The sequence below is a fragment of the Psychroflexus salis genome (genome assembly GCF_014640175.1).
In the GTDB taxonomy this organism is placed as follows: Bacteria; Bacteroidota; Bacteroidia; order Flavobacteriales; family Flavobacteriaceae; genus Psychroflexus; species Psychroflexus salis.
Genome location: NZ_BMGL01000012.1, coordinates 1 through 17,936 on the forward strand (window position 1 = coordinate 1; position 17,936 = coordinate 17,936).

17 protein-coding genes and 1 other RNA gene are annotated in these 17,936 nt (G+C 32.0%); 16 read left to right on the plus strand and 2 right to left on the minus strand.

Going from position 1 to position 17,936, the window contains the following annotated elements; translation table 11 throughout:
• Positions 1-131 precede the first annotated feature (131 nt).
• On the minus strand, positions 132-1,337 hold the full coding sequence (locus tag IEV63_RS10425; RefSeq protein WP_188406756.1) for an NAD(P)-dependent oxidoreductase: 1,206 nt from the start codon (positions 1,335-1,337) through the stop codon (positions 132-134).
• Positions 1,338-1,684: 347 nt separating this feature from the next.
• Between IEV63_RS10425 and ssrA the strand changes: the two genes are divergently transcribed.
• Positions 1,685-2,085, plus strand: a transfer-messenger RNA (tmRNA) gene (gene ssrA, locus IEV63_RS10430).
• 308 nt (positions 2,086-2,393) lie between these two features.
• On the opposite strand, the gene porX is transcribed toward ssrA, so the two are convergent.
• Positions 2,394-3,944: a T9SS response regulator signal transducer PorX gene (gene porX / locus IEV63_RS10435; protein ID WP_188406757.1), complete on the minus strand. Its 1,551-nt coding sequence runs from the start codon at positions 3,942-3,944 to the stop codon at positions 2,394-2,396.
• 33 nt (positions 3,945-3,977) lie between these two features.
• On the opposite strand from porX, the gene IEV63_RS10440 reads away from it, so the two are divergent.
• The 15 genes from IEV63_RS10440 to IEV63_RS10510 all read left to right on the plus strand — a co-directional run bounded on the left by IEV63_RS10440 (position 3,978) and on the right by IEV63_RS10510 (position 17,848).
• The gene (locus IEV63_RS10440; protein WP_188406758.1) at positions 3,978-5,204 is read left to right on the plus strand and encodes an HD domain-containing protein; all 1,227 of its coding nucleotides are present in this window, start codon (positions 3,978-3,980) and stop codon (positions 5,202-5,204) included.
• Positions 5,205-5,231: 27 nt separating this feature from the next.
• On the plus strand, positions 5,232-6,251 hold the full coding sequence (gene lpxD / locus IEV63_RS10445; protein ID WP_188406759.1) for a UDP-3-O-(3-hydroxymyristoyl)glucosamine N-acyltransferase: 1,020 nt from the start codon (positions 5,232-5,234) through the stop codon (positions 6,249-6,251).
• Positions 6,252-6,255: 4 nt separating this feature from the next.
• The gene (locus IEV63_RS10450; protein ID WP_188406760.1) at positions 6,256-7,665 is read left to right on the plus strand and encodes a bifunctional UDP-3-O-[3-hydroxymyristoyl] N-acetylglucosamine deacetylase/3-hydroxyacyl-ACP dehydratase; all 1,410 of its coding nucleotides are present in this window, start codon (positions 6,256-6,258) and stop codon (positions 7,663-7,665) included.
• Positions 7,665-8,447 carry an acyl-ACP--UDP-N-acetylglucosamine O-acyltransferase gene (gene lpxA, locus IEV63_RS10455; RefSeq protein ID WP_188406761.1) on the plus strand — a complete coding sequence of 261 codons (783 nt, stop codon included), beginning with the start codon at positions 7,665-7,667 and terminating at the stop codon, positions 8,445-8,447. The genes IEV63_RS10450 and lpxA overlap by 1 nt, the downstream gene beginning before the upstream one ends.
• Positions 8,448-8,455: 8 nt before the next feature.
• A complete protein-coding gene (efp, locus tag IEV63_RS10460) occupies positions 8,456-9,022 on the plus strand; it encodes an elongation factor P (protein WP_188406762.1) in 567 nt (188 codons plus the stop codon).
• A 9-nt stretch (positions 9,023-9,031) separates the two neighbouring features.
• Positions 9,032-9,970: a UDP-3-O-(3-hydroxymyristoyl)glucosamine N-acyltransferase gene (locus IEV63_RS10465; RefSeq protein ID WP_188406763.1), complete on the plus strand. Its 939-nt coding sequence runs from the start codon at positions 9,032-9,034 to the stop codon at positions 9,968-9,970.
• Positions 9,963-10,361, plus strand: a complete 399-nt coding sequence (locus tag IEV63_RS10470; protein ID WP_188406764.1) for a hypothetical protein — start codon at positions 9,963-9,965, stop codon at positions 10,359-10,361. The genes IEV63_RS10465 and IEV63_RS10470 overlap by 8 nt, the downstream gene beginning before the upstream one ends.
• Before the next feature lie 76 nt (positions 10,362-10,437).
• On the plus strand, positions 10,438-11,310 hold the full coding sequence (sucD, locus tag IEV63_RS10475; RefSeq protein WP_188406765.1) for a succinate--CoA ligase subunit alpha: 873 nt from the start codon (positions 10,438-10,440) through the stop codon (positions 11,308-11,310).
• Positions 11,311-11,389: 79 nt separating this feature from the next.
• Complete coding sequence (gene fabG, locus IEV63_RS10480; protein ID WP_188406766.1) at positions 11,390-12,136, plus strand: 3-oxoacyl-[acyl-carrier-protein] reductase; 747 nt, start codon at positions 11,390-11,392, stop codon at positions 12,134-12,136.
• Between the two features lie 128 nt (positions 12,137-12,264).
• Complete coding sequence (locus IEV63_RS10485) at positions 12,265-14,175, plus strand: vWA domain-containing protein (RefSeq protein ID WP_188406767.1); 1,911 nt, start codon at positions 12,265-12,267, stop codon at positions 14,173-14,175.
• Between the two features lie 12 nt (positions 14,176-14,187).
• On the plus strand, positions 14,188-15,003 hold the full coding sequence (locus IEV63_RS10490; protein ID WP_188406768.1) for a prohibitin family protein: 816 nt from the start codon (positions 14,188-14,190) through the stop codon (positions 15,001-15,003).
• A 125-nt stretch (positions 15,004-15,128) separates the two neighbouring features.
• Positions 15,129-15,677, plus strand: coding sequence for a bifunctional pyr operon transcriptional regulator/uracil phosphoribosyltransferase PyrR (pyrR, locus tag IEV63_RS10495; protein WP_188406769.1), 549 nt, complete (start codon positions 15,129-15,131; stop codon positions 15,675-15,677).
• Positions 15,670-16,596, plus strand: coding sequence for an aspartate carbamoyltransferase catalytic subunit (locus IEV63_RS10500; protein ID WP_188406770.1), 927 nt, complete (start codon positions 15,670-15,672; stop codon positions 16,594-16,596). The genes pyrR and IEV63_RS10500 overlap by 8 nt, the downstream gene beginning before the upstream one ends.
• Positions 16,597-16,598: 2 nt before the next feature.
• Positions 16,599-16,931 carry a ribonuclease Z gene (locus tag IEV63_RS10505; RefSeq protein ID WP_188406771.1) on the plus strand — a complete coding sequence of 111 codons (333 nt, stop codon included), beginning with the start codon at positions 16,599-16,601 and terminating at the stop codon, positions 16,929-16,931.
• Entirely contained in the window at positions 16,931-17,848 is a 918-nt protein-coding gene (locus tag IEV63_RS10510) for a ribonuclease Z (protein ID WP_188406772.1), read from the plus strand. Before IEV63_RS10505 ends, IEV63_RS10510 begins: the two co-directional genes overlap by 1 nt.
• The last annotated feature ends 88 nt before the right edge of the window (positions 17,849-17,936 follow it).

Consider the following 17,936-nt stretch of genomic DNA (forward strand, 5'->3'; position numbering starts at 1 on the left):
TGCGCCGATGGTACTGCAATTATGTGGGAGAGTAGGTCGCCGCCTTCCTTATACTAAAAGTCCTTTATCTATAAAAATAAAGGACTTTTTTGTTTGTAGTAATATTAAATTAAAGTATCTGTAATTTAAACTTACTCATTACCGTTTATATAATTTTCCAGATATTTATAATGTGGTGTTAATTTCCCATTTTCAGTCATTTTTGCTCTATTTAAAATACCATCTTCATCATTATTAAAAAATGCAGGAATAACATGTTTTGCAAACATTTCTCCAAAGCCTTCACTTGCGTCTTTAGGTAGTTCACAGGGTAGATTGTCGACTGCCATTACGGCAATTGAATTAGGGTTGCCTACTTCAACTTCTTTTTCTGAAATCGGATGGTAAGCATAAAACGGATCTGAAATGGTTGAAGCTCGAATAGTTGAAGCTACTGGTCCATCAATATCACAACTGATGTCTGCAACTATTTTTATTTTAAAGTCTTTGTCTTTTGCATCATCCCTAGTAAATAAATAAGGAGCAGCATCTCCATAAAAATGTCCTGCAATAAAATAATCAGTTACTTTTGCAAAACGCATAAAATTAGATTCGTAATTGGATGGATCTTTAAAAAATTCTCTTTTATTTCCTGCTTTTTCATTTTTTTGTTTATTGTAATCTAGAACATCAATATTTACATAAATAGGTTCATTAAACTCTTTAGATAAATAATCAACTACGCTTACTTTTTTTATTTTTAAATGTTCCAGTATTTCTTTGGCCCCTTTAGCTACTTTACCTAGACCAGTAAGGCAAATTTTTATATTTGGAATCTTTATTTTATTTAATTCTGTTTTTGCTTCTTCCAAATCAGCTAAGTTTTCTACTTTAGGTAGGTTATATAAATTATCATGGATGCCGAGTAATCTAAACCCATTATATGCGCCTACTAAACCAGCATATCTACCAAAACCAATTAATCTAGTGCCATTTTCTTTAATAATCACTTCGTGGTCGTAAAGCTCTATGTTATTTTCTACTATAGCTTTTAATAAATTACGGTTGTAGATTTGTTTTTTAATTGTGTGTGAAAAGAAAAAATATTTTTTATTTGGTATTAAAGCGTCTATAGGTACTTCTTTCACTCCAAGAAGTACATCGCATTGCTCCATATTTTGACTTACTTTTATATTATTGTTTTTATATTGCTGATCAGAGAAAATTCTAATATCTGATGGCTCAACAATAAATTCAGCTTCAGGAAATTTTTTTTGAAGTTCATTTATTTTTTTTGGTGAAAAAACTACTCTTCGATCTGGTGGATTTTTTCTTTCTTTTATTATTCCGAATTTCATATAAAGAATTTAAGATGAATTTAGTTTCAAATATAGTTGAATTCTCTATTTTTGCAAGATGATTGGAAGATTGAATTTATCTAATATTTCAAATATTCGATTTAATTTCTTTTTTTTGCGTTAAGGGTTGCAGCGCCATATTTTTTGTGTTTTTTTTAAATGGCACAAAAAGACCTGCCTGCAGGAAGTTAGGTATGTTATCAATCCTATCTTGTGGAAATCATGGTAAGACTTTTACAACAAAAATATTTTACTGTTTTTTAAATAACTATTATAGTTGATTGTTTATTTCACAAGAACGCCAAAAAAAATAGTTCATTGAAATAAATTTATTCTTAATCACACTTGGGGTCGATTTGGTTTTGACAGCAAGGACAATTAAAGGGTAAGCACGTCGAGCGCTGGGATACAGCTCGTAAATCTCATATTTCACACTTTTTTAAACGGCGAGAATAACTACGCCATGGCTGCATAATCCGAATTACAGTAGGATTGCTTAGCCACTACAAGGTAGTGGGCCATGATGTCTCGTAAAGGCCTTGATTTACGGCATTTACACTAGAGGCACCGATAAAGTAAATATAGTTTGTGTAGGGTCTTGATGCACAAGTGAAATTTAATTGAGAATAAGGTTTATGTAGGTTGTTTTTGGCCAGTATAAACTCGAAAATTTAAGTAAAAACTAAACGTGTAGAAAACTGTTTGATTGCTTGTTTGGACGGGAGTTCGAGTCTCCCCGACTCCACTATTAAAAACCTTAATATACTTTATGTGAGTGTATTAAGGTTTTTTTTGTCGTATAGTACAATTTATGTATTACGTTTAAGATTAAGTCATATTTAAGGCTTATTACACCAAATAAAAAAAGTTGTTTTTAAAGCTTCATTTCGTACATTTAATGCATAGACAAAAAAAGCCAAACTAATTAAAGTTTGACTTTTAAGTTGATCCAAATTTGGATGTTTATTTGTGATTTTTTATAAAATGTTACTTTTACATTTTTTTACAGTATTATTATATCTTCATTTATTATCATTAGTAAATTGATTGTTAAATCTATTTTGGAGTGTAGACAGCCAAAGGAATAATCATTTCTTCCAAGGAAATACCACCATGTTGAAATGAGTTTTTATAGTAGTTAGCGTAATAATTGTAATTATTAGGATAAGCTAAAAAATAATCACCTTTTGCAAAAATGTACGAACTACTCATGTTAATTGATGGTAAGTGTATTTTTTTAGGGTCTTTTACTGCAAATACATCTCTTTCGTTATAAGTTAAGCTTTTCCCTGTTTTATATCGCAGGTTTAAACTTGTATTTTTATCGCCGATTACTTTTGTAGGGGTATTTACATTTATAGTCCCATGATCTGTAGTTAAAATCAATTTAAAATTCATTTGCTTGGCTTGTTGAATAATATCTAGCAATGCAGAGTTTTTAAACCAACTCAAACTAAGGGATCTGTAGGATTTGTCGTCTCCTGCAAGTTCTTTAATTACTTGCATTTCAGTTTTTGCATGCGAAAGCATATCTACAAAATTATAAACTACTACTGATAAATCTAGACTTTTTTGCGATCTAAAACTTTCAGCTAATTTTTTGCCTTTTTGCAGGCTAGTTATTTTATGATATTCATAATTTATGTCCTTACCTAAACGTTTTAATTGTGCAGCTAAAAATTCATTTTCAAATTGATTTTTTCCGCCTTCATCTGTATCATTTAACCAATAATCTGGATATAATTTTTCCATTTCAGATGGCATTAAGCCAGCAAAAAATGCATTTCTAGCATATTGTGTAGCAGTAGGTAAGATGCTATAATACGTATGTTCTTTTTTAGATTTGTAATACGTTTGAATTACATCTTCAAAAACTTTAAACTGGTCGTATCGCAAATTGTCAATTACGACCAATAAGGTTGGTTGTTCTTTGGTTATTTCTGGTAGCACAAAACGTTTAAAAGCTGTATGAGATAGTATAGGAGCTTCATTCTCTTGGCTAAACCAATTTTGATAATTATTTTCTATGAATTTAAAAAATTCATTATTAGCTTCTGTTTTTTGTTGTTCAAGAATCTCTAGCATACCTGTGTTTTCTACATCTTCAAGCTGCAACTCCCAATAAATTAATTTTTTATACAGCTCAGACCAATCTGCATAAGAATCGACTGCTGTTAAATCCATCGCTATTTTTCTGAACTCTTGTTGATAATTAGAAGTAGTTTTGTTAGTAATTAAGCGTGTATTATCTAAATTTTTCTTTAAACTCAATAATATTTGATTAGGATTTACAGGCTTAATTAAGTAATCGGCAATTTTAGATCCAATAGCTTCTTCCATGATATACTCTTCTTCACTTTTAGTTATCATTACTACAGGAATAAAATCTTTAACTGCTTTAATTTCAGTTAAAGTTTCTAAGCCAGTTAAACCAGGCATGTTTTCATCTAAAAAAATAATATCAAAATTTTTAGTTTCAATTTCTTCTAAAGCCTCGGTTCCACTTTGGCAAGTAGTTACTTGGTAGCCTTTTTTTTCTAAAAATATAATATGGGGTTTTAATAAATCAATTTCATCATCCACCCACAGTAGACTTATGTTAGACATATATATGTATATTTGTTTTTAAATTCATTCAACTTGTCTCAAAGAAACAAACTTAAAATTATAAACGATCCAATTTATGGTTTTATTACCATACCTAACGAATTGATTTTCGATTTAATTGAACATCCTTATTTTCAACGATTAAGAAGAATTACTCAGATGGGTTTGTCGCATCTTGTTTATCCCGGAGCGCAACATACTCGTTTTCATCATGCTTTAGGTTGTTTGCATTTAATGCGAAAAGCAGTTCAAGTTTTACGTTTTAAAAGTATTGAAATTAACAAAGAAGAAGAAGAAGCTTTGTATATCGCCATTTTGTTACACGATATTGGCCATGGACCTTTTTCACATGCTATGGAACATAGTATTATTGAAGGTGTTAGCCACGAACACTTATCTCTAAAGTTTATGCAAAAGCTAAATGATGAATTTCAAGGTAAATTGAGTTTAGCTATTCAATTATTTACTAACCAACATCCTAAATCCTTTCTTACACAATTGTTGTCAAGTCAATTGGATATAGATCGTTTAGATTATTTAAAAAGAGATAGTTTTTACACTGGTGTAGCAGAAGGCAATATTAATTCTGAGCGATTAATTACCATGTTAAATGTTAAAAACAACCAATTAGTAGTTGAAGAGAAAGGCATTTATTCAGTCGAAAAATTTTTGGTAGCTCGTAGGTTAATGTATTGGCAAGTTTATTTACACAAAACGAGTTTAGTTGCCGAGCAGCTTTTAATTAAAATGTTGAACCGAGCTAAGTTTTTAGTTAACAATTCCTTTCAATTAAAAGCTAGTATAAATCTTTTATACTTCATGAAGCAACAAGGTAATATCGAAAATCTTTCTGATGAAGTTTTAGATCGTTTTGCAAGTCTAGACGACTACGATATTATTTCAGCAGTTAAAGAATGGACAACTTGTGGAGATGAAGTTTTAGAACGTTTATGTAACATGATATTACACCGTAATTTACTTAGAATAAAGTTGAAGAACAAGCCTATTTCTGATGAAAAATTCAATGCTAGATTCAATGCAGTTCAAGCAAAATTTAATTTTACATTAGAAGAAACTAGTTATTTTGTTTTTAAAGGAAGTACAACAAATTTAGCCTATCAAACATTAACCACACCTATTAACATTCTGTATAAAAATGGAAAAATTAAAGATGTGTCTAAAGCATCGGACCAATTAAACTTAAAAGCATTAGCAAAACCAGTTGTTAAATATTATATGTGTTACCCAAAAACCAACTAATCGACTTTTTTTTCTATTTTTGTCAAAATGAAATTTAAAGCAACTCAAATAGCCGAAATATTAAACGGAACCATCGAAGGCATTCCCGATGTTGAAGTTGATAAACTCTCAAAAATTGAAGAAGCTGAAAAGGGTTCGCTTACTTTTTTAGCTAACCCAAAATACACATCCTTTATTTATAAAACTAATGCAAGTATTTGTATTGTAGCTAAAGACTTTGAGCCTACTCAAAATGTTAATACAACGCTTATTAAAGTCGACGAACCTTATGAAGCATTTTCTAAGTTATTGGAATATTATAACCAAGTTAAACTTCATAAATCAGGCATAGAACAACCTATTTTTATAGATGAGACTTCTACTTACGGAACTGAAATTTATATAGGTGCATTTGCTTACATTGGAAAAAATGTAAAAATAGGAAACCGTGTAAAAATTTATCCCAATACTTACATTGGTGACAATGTGGTTATTGGCGATGATGTAGTATTGTTTAGTGGTGGTAAAATTTACTCAGAATGCATTATAGGAAACCAAGTTGTAATACATGGTGGTGCTATAATAGGTGCTGATGGTTTTGGTTTTGCACCAAATAATAAAGGAGTTTATAAAAAAGTACCACAAATAGGTAATGTAATTGTAGAAAATAATGTAGATGTTGGAGCTGGTACAACTATAGATCGAGCAACCTTAGGTTCTACAATTATTAGAGAAGGAGTAAAGTTAGATAATCAAATTCAAATTGCACATAATGTCGAAATTGGTAAACATACCGTAATCGCTGCTCAAACAGGAATAGCAGGTTCGACAAAAATTGGAGAAAATTGTATTATTGGTGGACAAGTAGGAATTGTTGGCCATATTCAAATAGGAAACAACGTTAAAATCCAAGCCCAATCAGGAATTGGAAGAAATGTAAAAGACAATGAAGTACTTCAAGGCTCACCAGCTCTAGGGTATTCCGATTACTATAAATCTTACGTGCATTTTAAAAATTTACCAGAATTAGTTAAAAAATTAGATAGTTTAGAAACTAAACATCATTAAAATAATGAGTGACCAACCCAATAAACAAACTACTATTTCTAAAGAAATTACTTTAGATGGAGTAGGTTTACACACAGGACAACAAGTTAGGTTAACATTTAAACCTGCTAAAGCAAATTGCGGTTATGCATTTGTAAGAACAGACTTGCAAGGATCCCCAATTATTCCTGCCGATGCCAATTTAGTCACTAGTACAGAGCGCGGTACAAGTTTAGAAAAAAATGGAGTTTCTATTAATACTTCAGAACATGTTTTAGCTGCTTGCGTTGGACTAGATATCGATAATGTTATTATTGAATTAAATGCATCTGAGCCTCCAATTATGGATGGTTCTTCTAAATACTTTGTAGAAGCTCTTGAAAAAGCAGGAATCACTGTATTAGATGCAGAAAGAGAAGAATATATAGTAAAGGATGTAATTTCTTTCTCAGATGAAGAATCAGGGTCCGAAATTATCGTCATGCCATCAGACAATTACCAAGTTACAACTATGGTAGATTTTGGAACTAAAGTCTTAGGCACTCAAAATGCTTCTATATCTTCTATCCATCAATTTAAAGACGAAATTTCTAACGCCAGAACCTTCAGTTTTTTACATGAGCTAGAAGCTTTGTTAGAACACGGCTTAATAAAAGGTGGAGACTTAAACAATGCCATTGTATATGTAGATAAAGAATTGTCTGAAACCAATATGGAGCGCCTAAAAAAGGCTTTCGATAAAGACAATATTTCAGTTAAATCTAATGGTATTTTAGATAATTTAGATTTGCATTATCCTAATGAAGCTGCAAGACATAAATTGCTAGATGTAATTGGAGATTTAGCATTAATTGGTACCAGAATTCGTGGTAAAGTTATAGCTAATAAACCAGGACATACCATTAATACTCAGTTTGCCAAAAAAATGGCAAAAATTATTAAATTAGAAAAAAGAAATAAAGTACCACAAATCGACTTAAATGCCGAGCCACTTTACGATGTAAATCAAATAATGGATAGGCTACCTCATAGAAGCCCTTTTTTGTTAGTTGATAAAATTTTTGAATTATCAGACAAGCACGTTATCGGAATGAAAAATGTAACCATGAACGAACCTTTTTTTGTAGGTCATTTTCCTGGGAAACCTGTTATGCCTGGAGTGCTTCAAATTGAAGCTATGGCACAAACAGGCGGTATTCTAGCTTTAAGCACAGTACCCGATCCAGAAAACTACTTAACCTTTTTCATGAAAATTGATAATGTGAAATTTAAACGTCAGGTTGTACCTGGTGATACCCTGATTTTTAAATTAGAATTAATAACCCCAATTCGAAGAGGAATATGCCACATGCAAGGATATGCATATGCAAATGGTAAGTTAGCTTGCGAAGCTGAACTAATGGCGCAAATTGTTAAACAAAAACAAGAAAATTAATGAATCAACCTTTAGCATATGTCCATCCAGGAGCCAAAATAGCCAAAAATGTTGTTATTGAACCTTTTACAACTATTCATAATAACGTAGTCATAGGAGAAGGTTCTTGGATAGGTTCAAACGTAACCATTATGGAAGGCGCAAGAATCGGTAAAAATGTAAGTATTTTTCCCGGTGCTGTAATTTCGGCTATTCCACAAGATAAAAAGTTCGAAGACGAAGACACCGTTACCGAAATTGGAGACAATACAACTATTCGAGAATGTGTTACTATTAATCGGGGAACTTACGATCGCATGAAAACTAAAATTGGTCAAAATTGTTGGATAATGGCATATAGCCATATAGCACACGATTGCATTGTAGGTAACAATTGTGTATTTTCTAACAATTCAACTTTAGCAGGCCACATTACGGTTGGCGACCATGTTGTTTTAGCAGGCATGGCAGCTGTTCAGCAATTTTGTAGCATAGGAAACCACGCTTTTATTACGGGTGGTTCGCTGGTTCGAAAAGATGTTCCGCCTTATGTAAAAGCTGGACGAGAACCGCTTTCTTATGTAGGAATTAATTCAGTTGGTCTACGTAGAAGAGGCTTTGACACTGAAAAGATAAGAGAAATACAAAATATTTATCGAATTTTATATCAGAAAAATTATAATAACTCTCAAGCAGTTTCTATAATTGAAGCGGAAATGGAAGCAACCCCAGAACGCGATGAGATTTTACAATTTATTAAAGATTCTCAACGTGGAATCATGAAAGGATATTTTACTAATTAAACCATATTATGGCAACAACAAGCGATATTAGAAACGGATTATGCATTAAGTATAGCCACGACATTTATAAAATAACGGAGTTTTTACATGTTAAGCCTGGCAAAGGCCCTGCTTTTGTTAGAACAAAAATGAAAAGTGTAACTACAGGAAAAGTAATCGATAATACTTTTTCTGCAGGGCATAAAATTGATGAAGTTCGTGTTGAAACGCATAAATTTCAATTTTTATATCAAGAAGGCGAATTTTACCACTTCATGAATACTGAAGATTATACCCAGATTCGTTTGTTAGAAGCGGCTTTAGATGCTCCAAAATTATTAAAAGAAGGTGAAGTAGTTACTGTACTAATTAATACCGAAAACGACACCCCTTTATCTGTAGATATGCCTGCAAGTGTAACTTTAAAAGTTACTCATACGGAACCAGGCGTAAAAGGAAACACTGCAACTAACGCAACTAAACCAGCCACAGTTGAAACAGGTGCTGAAGTAAATGTTCCCCTTTTTATTAATGAAGGCGATACAATAAAAATTGAAACTGAAAAAGGTACGTACAAAGAGCGTGTTAAAGAATAATTTTTATTTATGAAGTTTCCACGAACATATGCCTTGCAAGAAATAGCAGATTTGATTAATGTTGAATTTGTTGGTCCTTCTGATTTTCCAGTTTTGGGGATGAACGAAATTCATGTGGTAGAAAAAGGCGATATTGTTTTTGTAGATCATCCTAAATATTACGATAAAGCCCTACAGTCTAAAGCAAGTATTATTCTAATTAATAAAAAAGTAGAATGCCCCGAAGGTAAGGCCTTATTAATTTCCGATAATCCATTTTCAGATTTTAATATTATTTCTAGACACTTTAACTCTTTCCAACCGGCTTCTCAAAGTGTAGCAGCATCTGCTCAAATCGGTGAAGGTACTTTTGTTCAACCCAATGTGTTTATTGGAAACAACGTAAAAATCGGTAAAAATTGTATTATCCATAGCAATGTTTCTATCTACGATGGAGTAGAAATCGGAAATAACGTCATCCTTCATTCAGGAACTGTTTTAGGAGCAAATGCATTTTATTATAAAAAAAGAGAAACGCATTTTGAGCGTTTAGAAACCTGTGGAAGCATTGCTATTGAAGATGATGTTGAAATCGGAGCATTATGCTCAATAGATCGTGGTGTTACCGGCATTACACGCATAAAAAAAGGAACTAAAATAGACAATCAAGTTCAAATAGGACATGATACGGTAATAGGAGAACGTTGCTTAATTGCAGCACAAGTTGGTATAGCTGGGTGTACTATTTTAAAAAATGAAGTTACACTTTGGGGACAAGTAGGTGTAACGAGTGGAGTAACTTTAGCAAAAGGAACCACCCTATTGGCACAAAGCGGAATTAATAAAAATACAGAAGTTAACGAAACTTATTTCGGTTCACCAGCTGGCAAAATAAGAGTTAAATTTAAAGAAGTAGCTGCAATAACTCAGCTGCCAAATTTAATACAAAAATTAAAACGAAATGTCTAACAAAGATTTAGTAAAAGCCTTTTTTACATCAGATTTTTATAAAAATGAAGCTGATTTTAAAAAATACATTCATCCTGAAGTTGAAGTTAAATGGAATGGAAGTACTGGCTTTTTGCACCTTAATTTCGATACATTTAAAGATTTAGTGCTCGAAATGGGTAAATCTTTTCTAAGTATGAATGCTATTATTTCTCATGTGTTAGAAGATCAAAATCAAGTTGCCATCCGTTTTTCTTATGAAGTTGAAATGGTAGAAGAAGAAGAGATGGTTCCGTTGGCAGATTTTATTTGCATTTGGGAAATAAAAAACAATTTGCTTTATAAAGGTTTTTTTGTTTCACAACCAGCAGATGCAAATGTGGATAATCTCTATTCATTTTTTCCCAATTAATCAAGATAATATACAGTTAAAAGCTTTAATTAGTCTTTATAAAAAATTACTTTTGTTTCATAAAAAAAATAAATAAATGAGCGTTTTAATCAATAAAAATTCAAACATAATTGTTCAAGGATTTACAGGTAGCGAAGGAACTTTCCACGCACAACAAATGATTGAATATGGTACCAATGTAGTAGGAGGTGTTACTCCAGGCAAGGGAAGAACTACGCATTTGGATAAACCGGTTTTTAATACAGTTGCAGAAGCTGTTAAAGAAGCGAAAGCAGACACATCTATTATTTTTGTGCCACCTGCATTTGCTGCCGATGCTATTATGGAAGCTGCCGATGCGGGAATTAAAGTAATTATTGCAATTACTGAAGGAATACCTGTAAAAGATATGATTAAAGCTTCAAATTATATAAAAAATAGAGATTGTAGGCTTATTGGTCCTAATTGTCCAGGTGTAATTACACCAGGAGAAGCCAAAGTTGGTATTATGCCAGGCTTCGTTTTTAAAAAAGGAAAAGTTGGTATTGTTTCTAAATCAGGTACTTTAACCTACGAAGCTGCAGACCAAGTTGTAAAACAAGGTTTAGGTATAACTACTGCAATTGGTATTGGTGGAGACCCAATTATAGGAACAACCACAAAAGAAGCTGTAGAACTTTTAGTAAATGATCCTGAAACTGAATGTGTAGTTATGATTGGCGAAATTGGCGGACAATTAGAAGCTGATGCTGCCAATTGGTATAAAAAAAGTGGAAGTAAAAAACCAGTTGTAGGGTTTATTGCTGGCGAGACTGCTCCTGCTGGAAGAACCATGGGCCATGCTGGTGCAATTGTTGGTGGATCTGAAGATACAGCTCAAGCTAAAAAAGCAATTATGCGTGAATGCGGAATTCACGTGGTTGATTCTCCTGCTGAAATTGGAAAAAAAGTAGCTGAAGTTTTAAGCTAAGTTTAATTTATTTGTACAAGCCTTTACTGATGCTTTTGTCTCAGCAAAGGCTTGTACATTTTAACAACATAAATAACTTATGAAATTATTAGCAAATAAAAATGTAATTGTAACTGGCGCTAGTCGCGGAATAGGTAAAGGTATTGCTCAAGTTTTTGCTCAACATGGTGCCAATATTGCTTTTACATACCATTCTTCTGTTCAACCTGCACAAGACCTAGAAGCAGAATTAACACAATTGGGTGTAAAGGCAAAAGCTTATAAATCTGATGCTTCAGATTTTGACCAAGCCCAAGATTTTGTAACTGAAGTTTTAAAAGATTTTGGAAGTATTGATGCGGTTATCAATAACGCAGGTATCACTAAAGATAATTTAATGATGCGTATGTCTGAAGAAGACTTTAACGAAGTAATTCGAGTAAACCTTAATTCTGTTTTCAATTTAACTAAAGCTGTTTTACGTCCTATGTTAAAACAAAGAAACGGAAGCATTATTAATATCAGTTCAGTTGTTGGTGTTAAGGGGAATGCAGGTCAGGCTAATTACGCAGCTTCAAAAGCTGGCGTTATAGGTTTTTCTAAATCTACTGCCTTGGAGTTAGGCTCAAGAAATATTCGTTGTAATGTTGTAGCACCAGGTTTTATAGAAACTGAAATGACCGCTAAATTAGACGAAAAAACAGTAGATAGTTGGAGACAAGCTATTCCATTAAAACGAGGTGGGAAACCAGAAGATGTAGCTAATGCCTGTGTATATTTAGCAAGCGATTTAAGTACTTATGTTACTGGACAAACACTTAATGTCGATGGTGGTATGCTAACCTAAATTAAAGTTTAATGACAAACCAAAGCATCGCATTACTTATATGCATTTTTTTCATTGCACTGGCTTTGTCTTATTATCAATATATTTTTTTACCTAAAAAGCGAAGCAAGATTAACCTGTGGTTTTTCATGCTTCGCTTTTTTACATATTTTGGAATAGGTGTGCTTTTACTAAACCCTAAAATTGAAAGTACAAGCACAGAAATTGAAAAAAGAAATTTAGTGATTTTAGCAGATAATTCTGCTTCTATTCAACATTTAGGCGATACGATATTAGTTAATAAAGTAACAGATAATATACAACAAGACCAAGCTTTAAACGATAAATTTAATTTAGAGATTTTTAAATTTGGCACTAACATCGAGCCTTTTAGTCAATTAAATTTTTCAAGCCAACAAACAAACATTGCTAAGGCTTTTACTTCAATTGAAGAAATCTTTGATTTGCAAAAAGATGTTGTTGTATTCCTTTCAGATGGTAACCAAACCTTGGGTGCAGATTTTAGTTTTTGGGCTAGTACAAAGAAGCTGAATTTTTTTCCAATAGTAATTGGTGACACTTTGCCTGTAATCGATTCTAAAATAGACTTAGTTAATGCTAATAAGTATTCTTTTTTTAATAATACTTTTCCTATTGAAGCCTTTGTTAGTTACAATGTTGAAGAAGATTTAAATACCAAACTAGAATTATTTCAAAATAATCGTTTACTGGCTTCTAAAAATATATTATTTACTCCCGATAAAGCTTCACAACAAATAGAATTTAAAGTGAAGGCTAATCAAATAGGGCTTCAAAATTTTTCTTTAAGGCTTTCACCTTTAAAAGATGAAAAATTTACAGAAAACAATTCTTTTCAATTAGGTGTAGAAATAATAGACGAAAGTGCTAAAATTCTTATCGCAACTTCCATTTTACATCCAGATATAGCAATGTTAAAACGCAGTATCGAATCTAATCCGCAACGAAAAGTAGATGTAAAGCTTGTAGGAGAAAATCCTATAGATATCGATAAGTATGAAATGCTTATTTACTACCAACCCAAGGCTAATTTTAAAAGTTTAATGCAACAGGTTGCTAAAAAGCAAATGGGTAGTTTGCTAATAACGGGCACTAAAACAGATTATAATTTTTTAAACAAAGAATTTGACTTCTTTACCAAAGAAAAATCAGCTGTAATTGAAGATTTTTTTCCTTTGCTTAACAATAATTTCAATAGTTTTCAGGTAGAAAATCTAGAATTCCAATCTTATCCGCCAATACGTGACCAATTTGGTACAGTTTCATTAAATACGCCATTTCAAACTCTATTATTTCAAAAAGTTCAAGGAATTCAAACTAATTCGCCTATGCTTTTAACCTATTCAAACCATAAGGTTAAAAGTGCGATGTTGCTTGGAGAAAATGCTTGGCGTTGGCGAAGCGAGAGTTACTTAAACACTGGAGATTTTAAAACATTCGATGCTTTTATTTCAAGTTTAGTGCAATATGTAAGTACCAATAACACAAAAGAACGTTTGTTGGTTAGTGCATCAAATTTTTTATATGAAGGTGAACCAAACCAAATTACAGCCAAATTTTATGATGCCAACTATCGTTTTTTAGCTGATGCTAATTTAAGTATTCAAATTAAAAAACTTGACGATGAAGATTGGCAAGAATTTCCGATGTTATTATTGAATAACGAATTTAGTTATAACACAGAAGCTTTAAGCGCTGGAAATTACGAATACACTATTACAGAAAAGGATACTAAAATACAGAAATCAGGAAAGTTTAGTATAATAAGTTATAATGCCGAAAAGCAATTTATTAGTCCGAATTTGGATGGTTTAAAAACCTTGCATAAAAACAATAAACTTTACACTTTAAATGAAGCTGAACTACTAAAAAAAGACTTACTGAACAATACGAAGTTTAATCCAATTCAAAAAAGCATCTTAAAAAATGAATCTTTAATCGATAGAATATTACTATTCGTATTTTTAGCCTTAACTTTGTTCTTAGAGTGGTTTTTAAGAAAATACAAAGGATTAATTTAATTAAATTTTTATATGGATAAGTTACCTAAAATTGCATTACCCGTTGTTATTATAGCAATCGTTGTTATAATTATTATTTCAAAGTCAGCTGTTAACATTAGCTCAGGTCAAAATGGCGTGTTATTCGAACGTTTTGGCGGTGGTGTAGTTACAGATGAGCCAGCACTTGGCGAAGGTTTTCATATTGTAGCTCCTTGGAACGATGTTTTTATTTACGAAGTAAGACAACAAACTTTAGATGAAAGTATGAAAGTTCTTTCTTCAAATGGTTTAGATATTCGCTTAGATGCATCGGTTTGGTTTGAGCCGCAACGCGAAAAGTTAGGTTTATTACACCAAGAAAAAGGCGAAAATTATGTGCAACGTGTTTTAATGCCAGCTATACGTTCTGCTACCAGAACTGTTGTGGGGCGATACACTCCTGAACAATTATATGCTAGCAAGCGAGAAATAATTCAAAGTGAAATCGACGATGAGATGCAACAGCAACTTAAAGATCAATACATACAAGTGAACCGAATTTTAGTTAGAGATGTTTCTTTACCTGAAAACATTAAGGATGCTATTGAACGTAAATTAAGACAAGAACAGGAAGCTTTAGAATACGAGTTTAGATTAACAAAAGCAGTACAGGAAGCTGAACGTCAACGTATTGATGCAGAAGGTAAAGCTCGTGCAAACGAAATTTTAAATGCATCTTTAACTTCTAACATATTAAAAGAAAAAGGAATTCAAGCAACAATTGAATTATCTAAATCTAATAACTCAAAAGTAATTGTAATTGGTTCTGGACAAGAAGGAATGCCAATTATTCTTGGGAATAATTAATATTGTTAAGTTAAAGAAAAACTTATAAACCTGCTTTGGCAGGTTTTTTTATTGATTTTCTTAGCATCTGCAATCAAAATATATGGATTAAATTGCCTACTTTTGTCTAACAATTTATATTTTCAATGCGTCAACATAAGCTTTTAAATGCAAACGAAATTGATATAATTCTTCAGCGCTTGGCTTTTCAGCTTATTGAAAATTACTCCGATTTTTCAAACACAGTCTTAATTGGTATTCAACCCCGTGGAGTTTATTTAGCTAACCGCATCGAAAAAATACTTCAAAAAGAATTAGGAAATAAATGCCCAAAGTTCGGGAAGCTAGATATTACATTTTATAGAGACGATTTTAGGCGCGGGAGCAAAACACTAGAAGCCAACCAAACTCAAATCGATTTCATTGTTGAAGATAAAAACATAATTTTTATAGACGATGTGTTGTACACCGGTAGAAGCATTCGCTCAGCCTTAACTGCAATACAATCTTTTGGAAGACCAAAAACAATCGAACTTCTAACTTTAATCGATAGAAGGTTTAGTAGACATTTACCTATACAACCCGATTACAACGGAAAGCAAGTAGACGCCATTAACAAAGAACGTGTAGTGGTAAAATGGAAAGAAAACGACGGCGAAGATGCAGTTGAAATAATACGATTAAACGATGAGTAATTTAAGTGTAAAACATCTTTTAGGAATTAAATTTTTAACCGAAGCAGACTTACATCTTATTTTCGAAACTGCAGATCATTTTAAAGAAGTTATAAACCGTCCCATAAAAAAAGTACCATCCCTACGAGACATTACCATTGCCAATTTATTTTTTGAAAACAGTACACGCACTAAATTATCTTTCGAGTTAGCCGAAAAACGTTTGAGCGCAGACGTAATTAATTTTTCTGCAGCTTCTTCTTCGGTTAAAAAAGGTGAAACTTTACAAGACACCGTCAATAACATCTTGGCTATGAAAGTAGATATGTTAATTATGCGCCACCCCAATCCTGGTGCGGGAGTCTTTCTTTCAAAACATATTAATGCTGCTATTATTAATGCGGGTGATGGTGCTCACGAACATCCTACACAAGCACTATTGGATGCATACTCAATTCGCGAAAAATTGAAAGACGTAAGGGGTAAAAAAGTGGTTATCGTCGGTGATATACTCCATAGTCGGGTTGCTTTAAGTAATATTTTTGCCTTACAGAAGTTAGGAGCAGAAGTAAAAGTATGCGGTCCTTTAACTTTAATGCCAAAGCATATAGAAAGTTTAGGAGTTAAAGTAGAAACCAATTTAAAAGCTGCTTTAGAGTGGTGCGATGTTGCCAATATGTTACGTATACAGAACGAACGCATGGAAATAACCTATTTTCCTTCAACCCGCGAATATGTTCAGCAATTTGGATTAACTTCAGATTTATTAGCTAAATTAAATAAACCCATTACTATAATGCATCCGGGACCTATAAATCGTGGAGTAGAAGTAAGTAGTGATGTAGCCGATTCTGAACATTCTATTATTTTAAATCAAGTTGAAAATGGCGTAGCGATTAGAATGGCAGTTATTTATCTGCTAGCATCAAAAATTAAATAAAGATGAAAACTGAAAAATTCGATAATTATTTAGTCTTAACTGATGAAAAAGATGATGCAAAAGACTTTGCTTCATTTATAGGAAGTATTCACCACCAATTTGAAAATGATAATTTGGTTCTAGACTTACAAAAATATAAGTTACTTAAATTAGAAGAACTTTTATCCTTTTTAGATATTTCTAATCATCATCGTTCTAATAAAAAATCATTTATATTAATAAACGATACGATAAATATAGATGACGTACCAGACGAATTAAACGTGGTACCAACAATGCAAGAAGCACAAGATATGGTACAAATGGAAGAAATTGAACGCGATTTAGGATTTTAGTGCACAACCCAAGACTTACCATATTAGGATGTTTTTCTGCAAGTCCGAAGGCAAATGCACACCCAACTGCACAATTGTTAGAAATGAAAGGACATTTATTTTTAATTGATTGTGGAGAAGGAACGCAAATTAGAATGCGCCAACAAAAGGCAAAATTTTCTCGTATCAATCATATTTTTATTTCGCATTTACATGGCGATCATTTTTTTGGTTTAATAGGACTTATCTCTACTTTTGGGTTAATGAATAGGCAGCAAGATTTGCATGTTTATGGACCTAATGGAATTAAAGAAATTATACAGCTTCAATTAAAGTTAAGCAAATCTTATACACAGTATCAAATTCATTTTCATGAACTAGAAAGCTTGGCACCACAGATTATTTTTGAAGATGAAAAATTAAGCGTTGAGACAATTCCACTTCATCATCGAGTATATACCAATGGTTTTCTTTTTAAAGAAAAAATAGGCGAACGTAAACTAGACTTTGAAGCTGCTAAAAATCATAAGGTAAGTCATACCTATTTTAGTTTAGCTAAACGCAAAAAAGACGTAGTTAATTTAGATGGTAAAACTATAGCCTATCAACAAATTACACTACCACCAGATGAACCTAAAACCTATGCTTTTTGTTCAGATACTTCATTTAAGCCAGATATAGTTCATCAAATTAAAAATGTAAATCTACTATATCACGAATCTACTTTTTTAGAAGAACATGAAGATTTATGTTTCAAAACCAAACATGCTACTGCTAAGCAAGCTGGTATAATTGCACAAAAAGCTAAAGCAAAACATTTGGTTTTAGGCCATTTTTCTGTTCGATATAGAAATCTTGAAAAATTTAAATTAGAAGCTGAAGAAGTTTTTAGTAATGTTACTCTTGCTAAATCTGGACTTACAATTAGTATTAATTAAATTTTTGATTTTTTAAACAGTACTAGTTTCAATAAAAAATATTTAGATTTTTTTGAATAAATTCCAACTAATAATAGTTGAAAATAAA

Bases quoted from the DNA above. Each gene is read 5' to 3' on its own strand.
- porX (WP_188406757.1), bottom strand. From the start codon at position 3,944: ATGTCTAACATAAGTCTACTGTGGGTGGATGATGAAATTGATTTATTA.
- sucD (WP_188406765.1), top strand. From the start codon at position 10,438: ATGAGCGTTTTAATCAATAAAAATTCAAACATAATTGTTCAAGGATTT.
- IEV63_RS10465 (WP_188406763.1), top strand. From the start codon at position 9,032: ATGAAGTTTCCACGAACATATGCCTTGCAAGAAATAGCAGATTTGATT.
- IEV63_RS10425 (WP_188406756.1), bottom strand. From the start codon at position 1,337: ATGAAATTCGGAATAATAAAAGAAAGAAAAAATCCACCAGATCGAAGA.
- lpxA (WP_188406761.1), top strand. From the start codon at position 7,665: ATGAATCAACCTTTAGCATATGTCCATCCAGGAGCCAAAATAGCCAAA.
- IEV63_RS10500 (WP_188406770.1), top strand. From the start codon at position 15,670: ATGAGTAATTTAAGTGTAAAACATCTTTTAGGAATTAAATTTTTAACC.
- IEV63_RS10485 (WP_188406767.1), top strand. From the start codon at position 12,265: ATGCTTCGCTTTTTTACATATTTTGGAATAGGTGTGCTTTTACTAAAC.
- efp (WP_188406762.1), top strand. From the start codon at position 8,456: ATGGCAACAACAAGCGATATTAGAAACGGATTATGCATTAAGTATAGC.
- IEV63_RS10450 (WP_188406760.1), top strand. From the start codon at position 6,256: ATGAGTGACCAACCCAATAAACAAACTACTATTTCTAAAGAAATTACT.
- pyrR (WP_188406769.1), top strand. From the start codon at position 15,129: ATGCGTCAACATAAGCTTTTAAATGCAAACGAAATTGATATAATTCTT.
- lpxD (WP_188406759.1), top strand. From the start codon at position 5,232: ATGAAATTTAAAGCAACTCAAATAGCCGAAATATTAAACGGAACCATC.
- IEV63_RS10505 (WP_188406771.1), top strand. From the start codon at position 16,599: ATGAAAACTGAAAAATTCGATAATTATTTAGTCTTAACTGATGAAAAA.
- fabG (WP_188406766.1), top strand. From the start codon at position 11,390: ATGAAATTATTAGCAAATAAAAATGTAATTGTAACTGGCGCTAGTCGC.
- IEV63_RS10490 (WP_188406768.1), top strand. From the start codon at position 14,188: ATGGATAAGTTACCTAAAATTGCATTACCCGTTGTTATTATAGCAATC.
- IEV63_RS10470 (WP_188406764.1), top strand. From the start codon at position 9,963: ATGTCTAACAAAGATTTAGTAAAAGCCTTTTTTACATCAGATTTTTAT.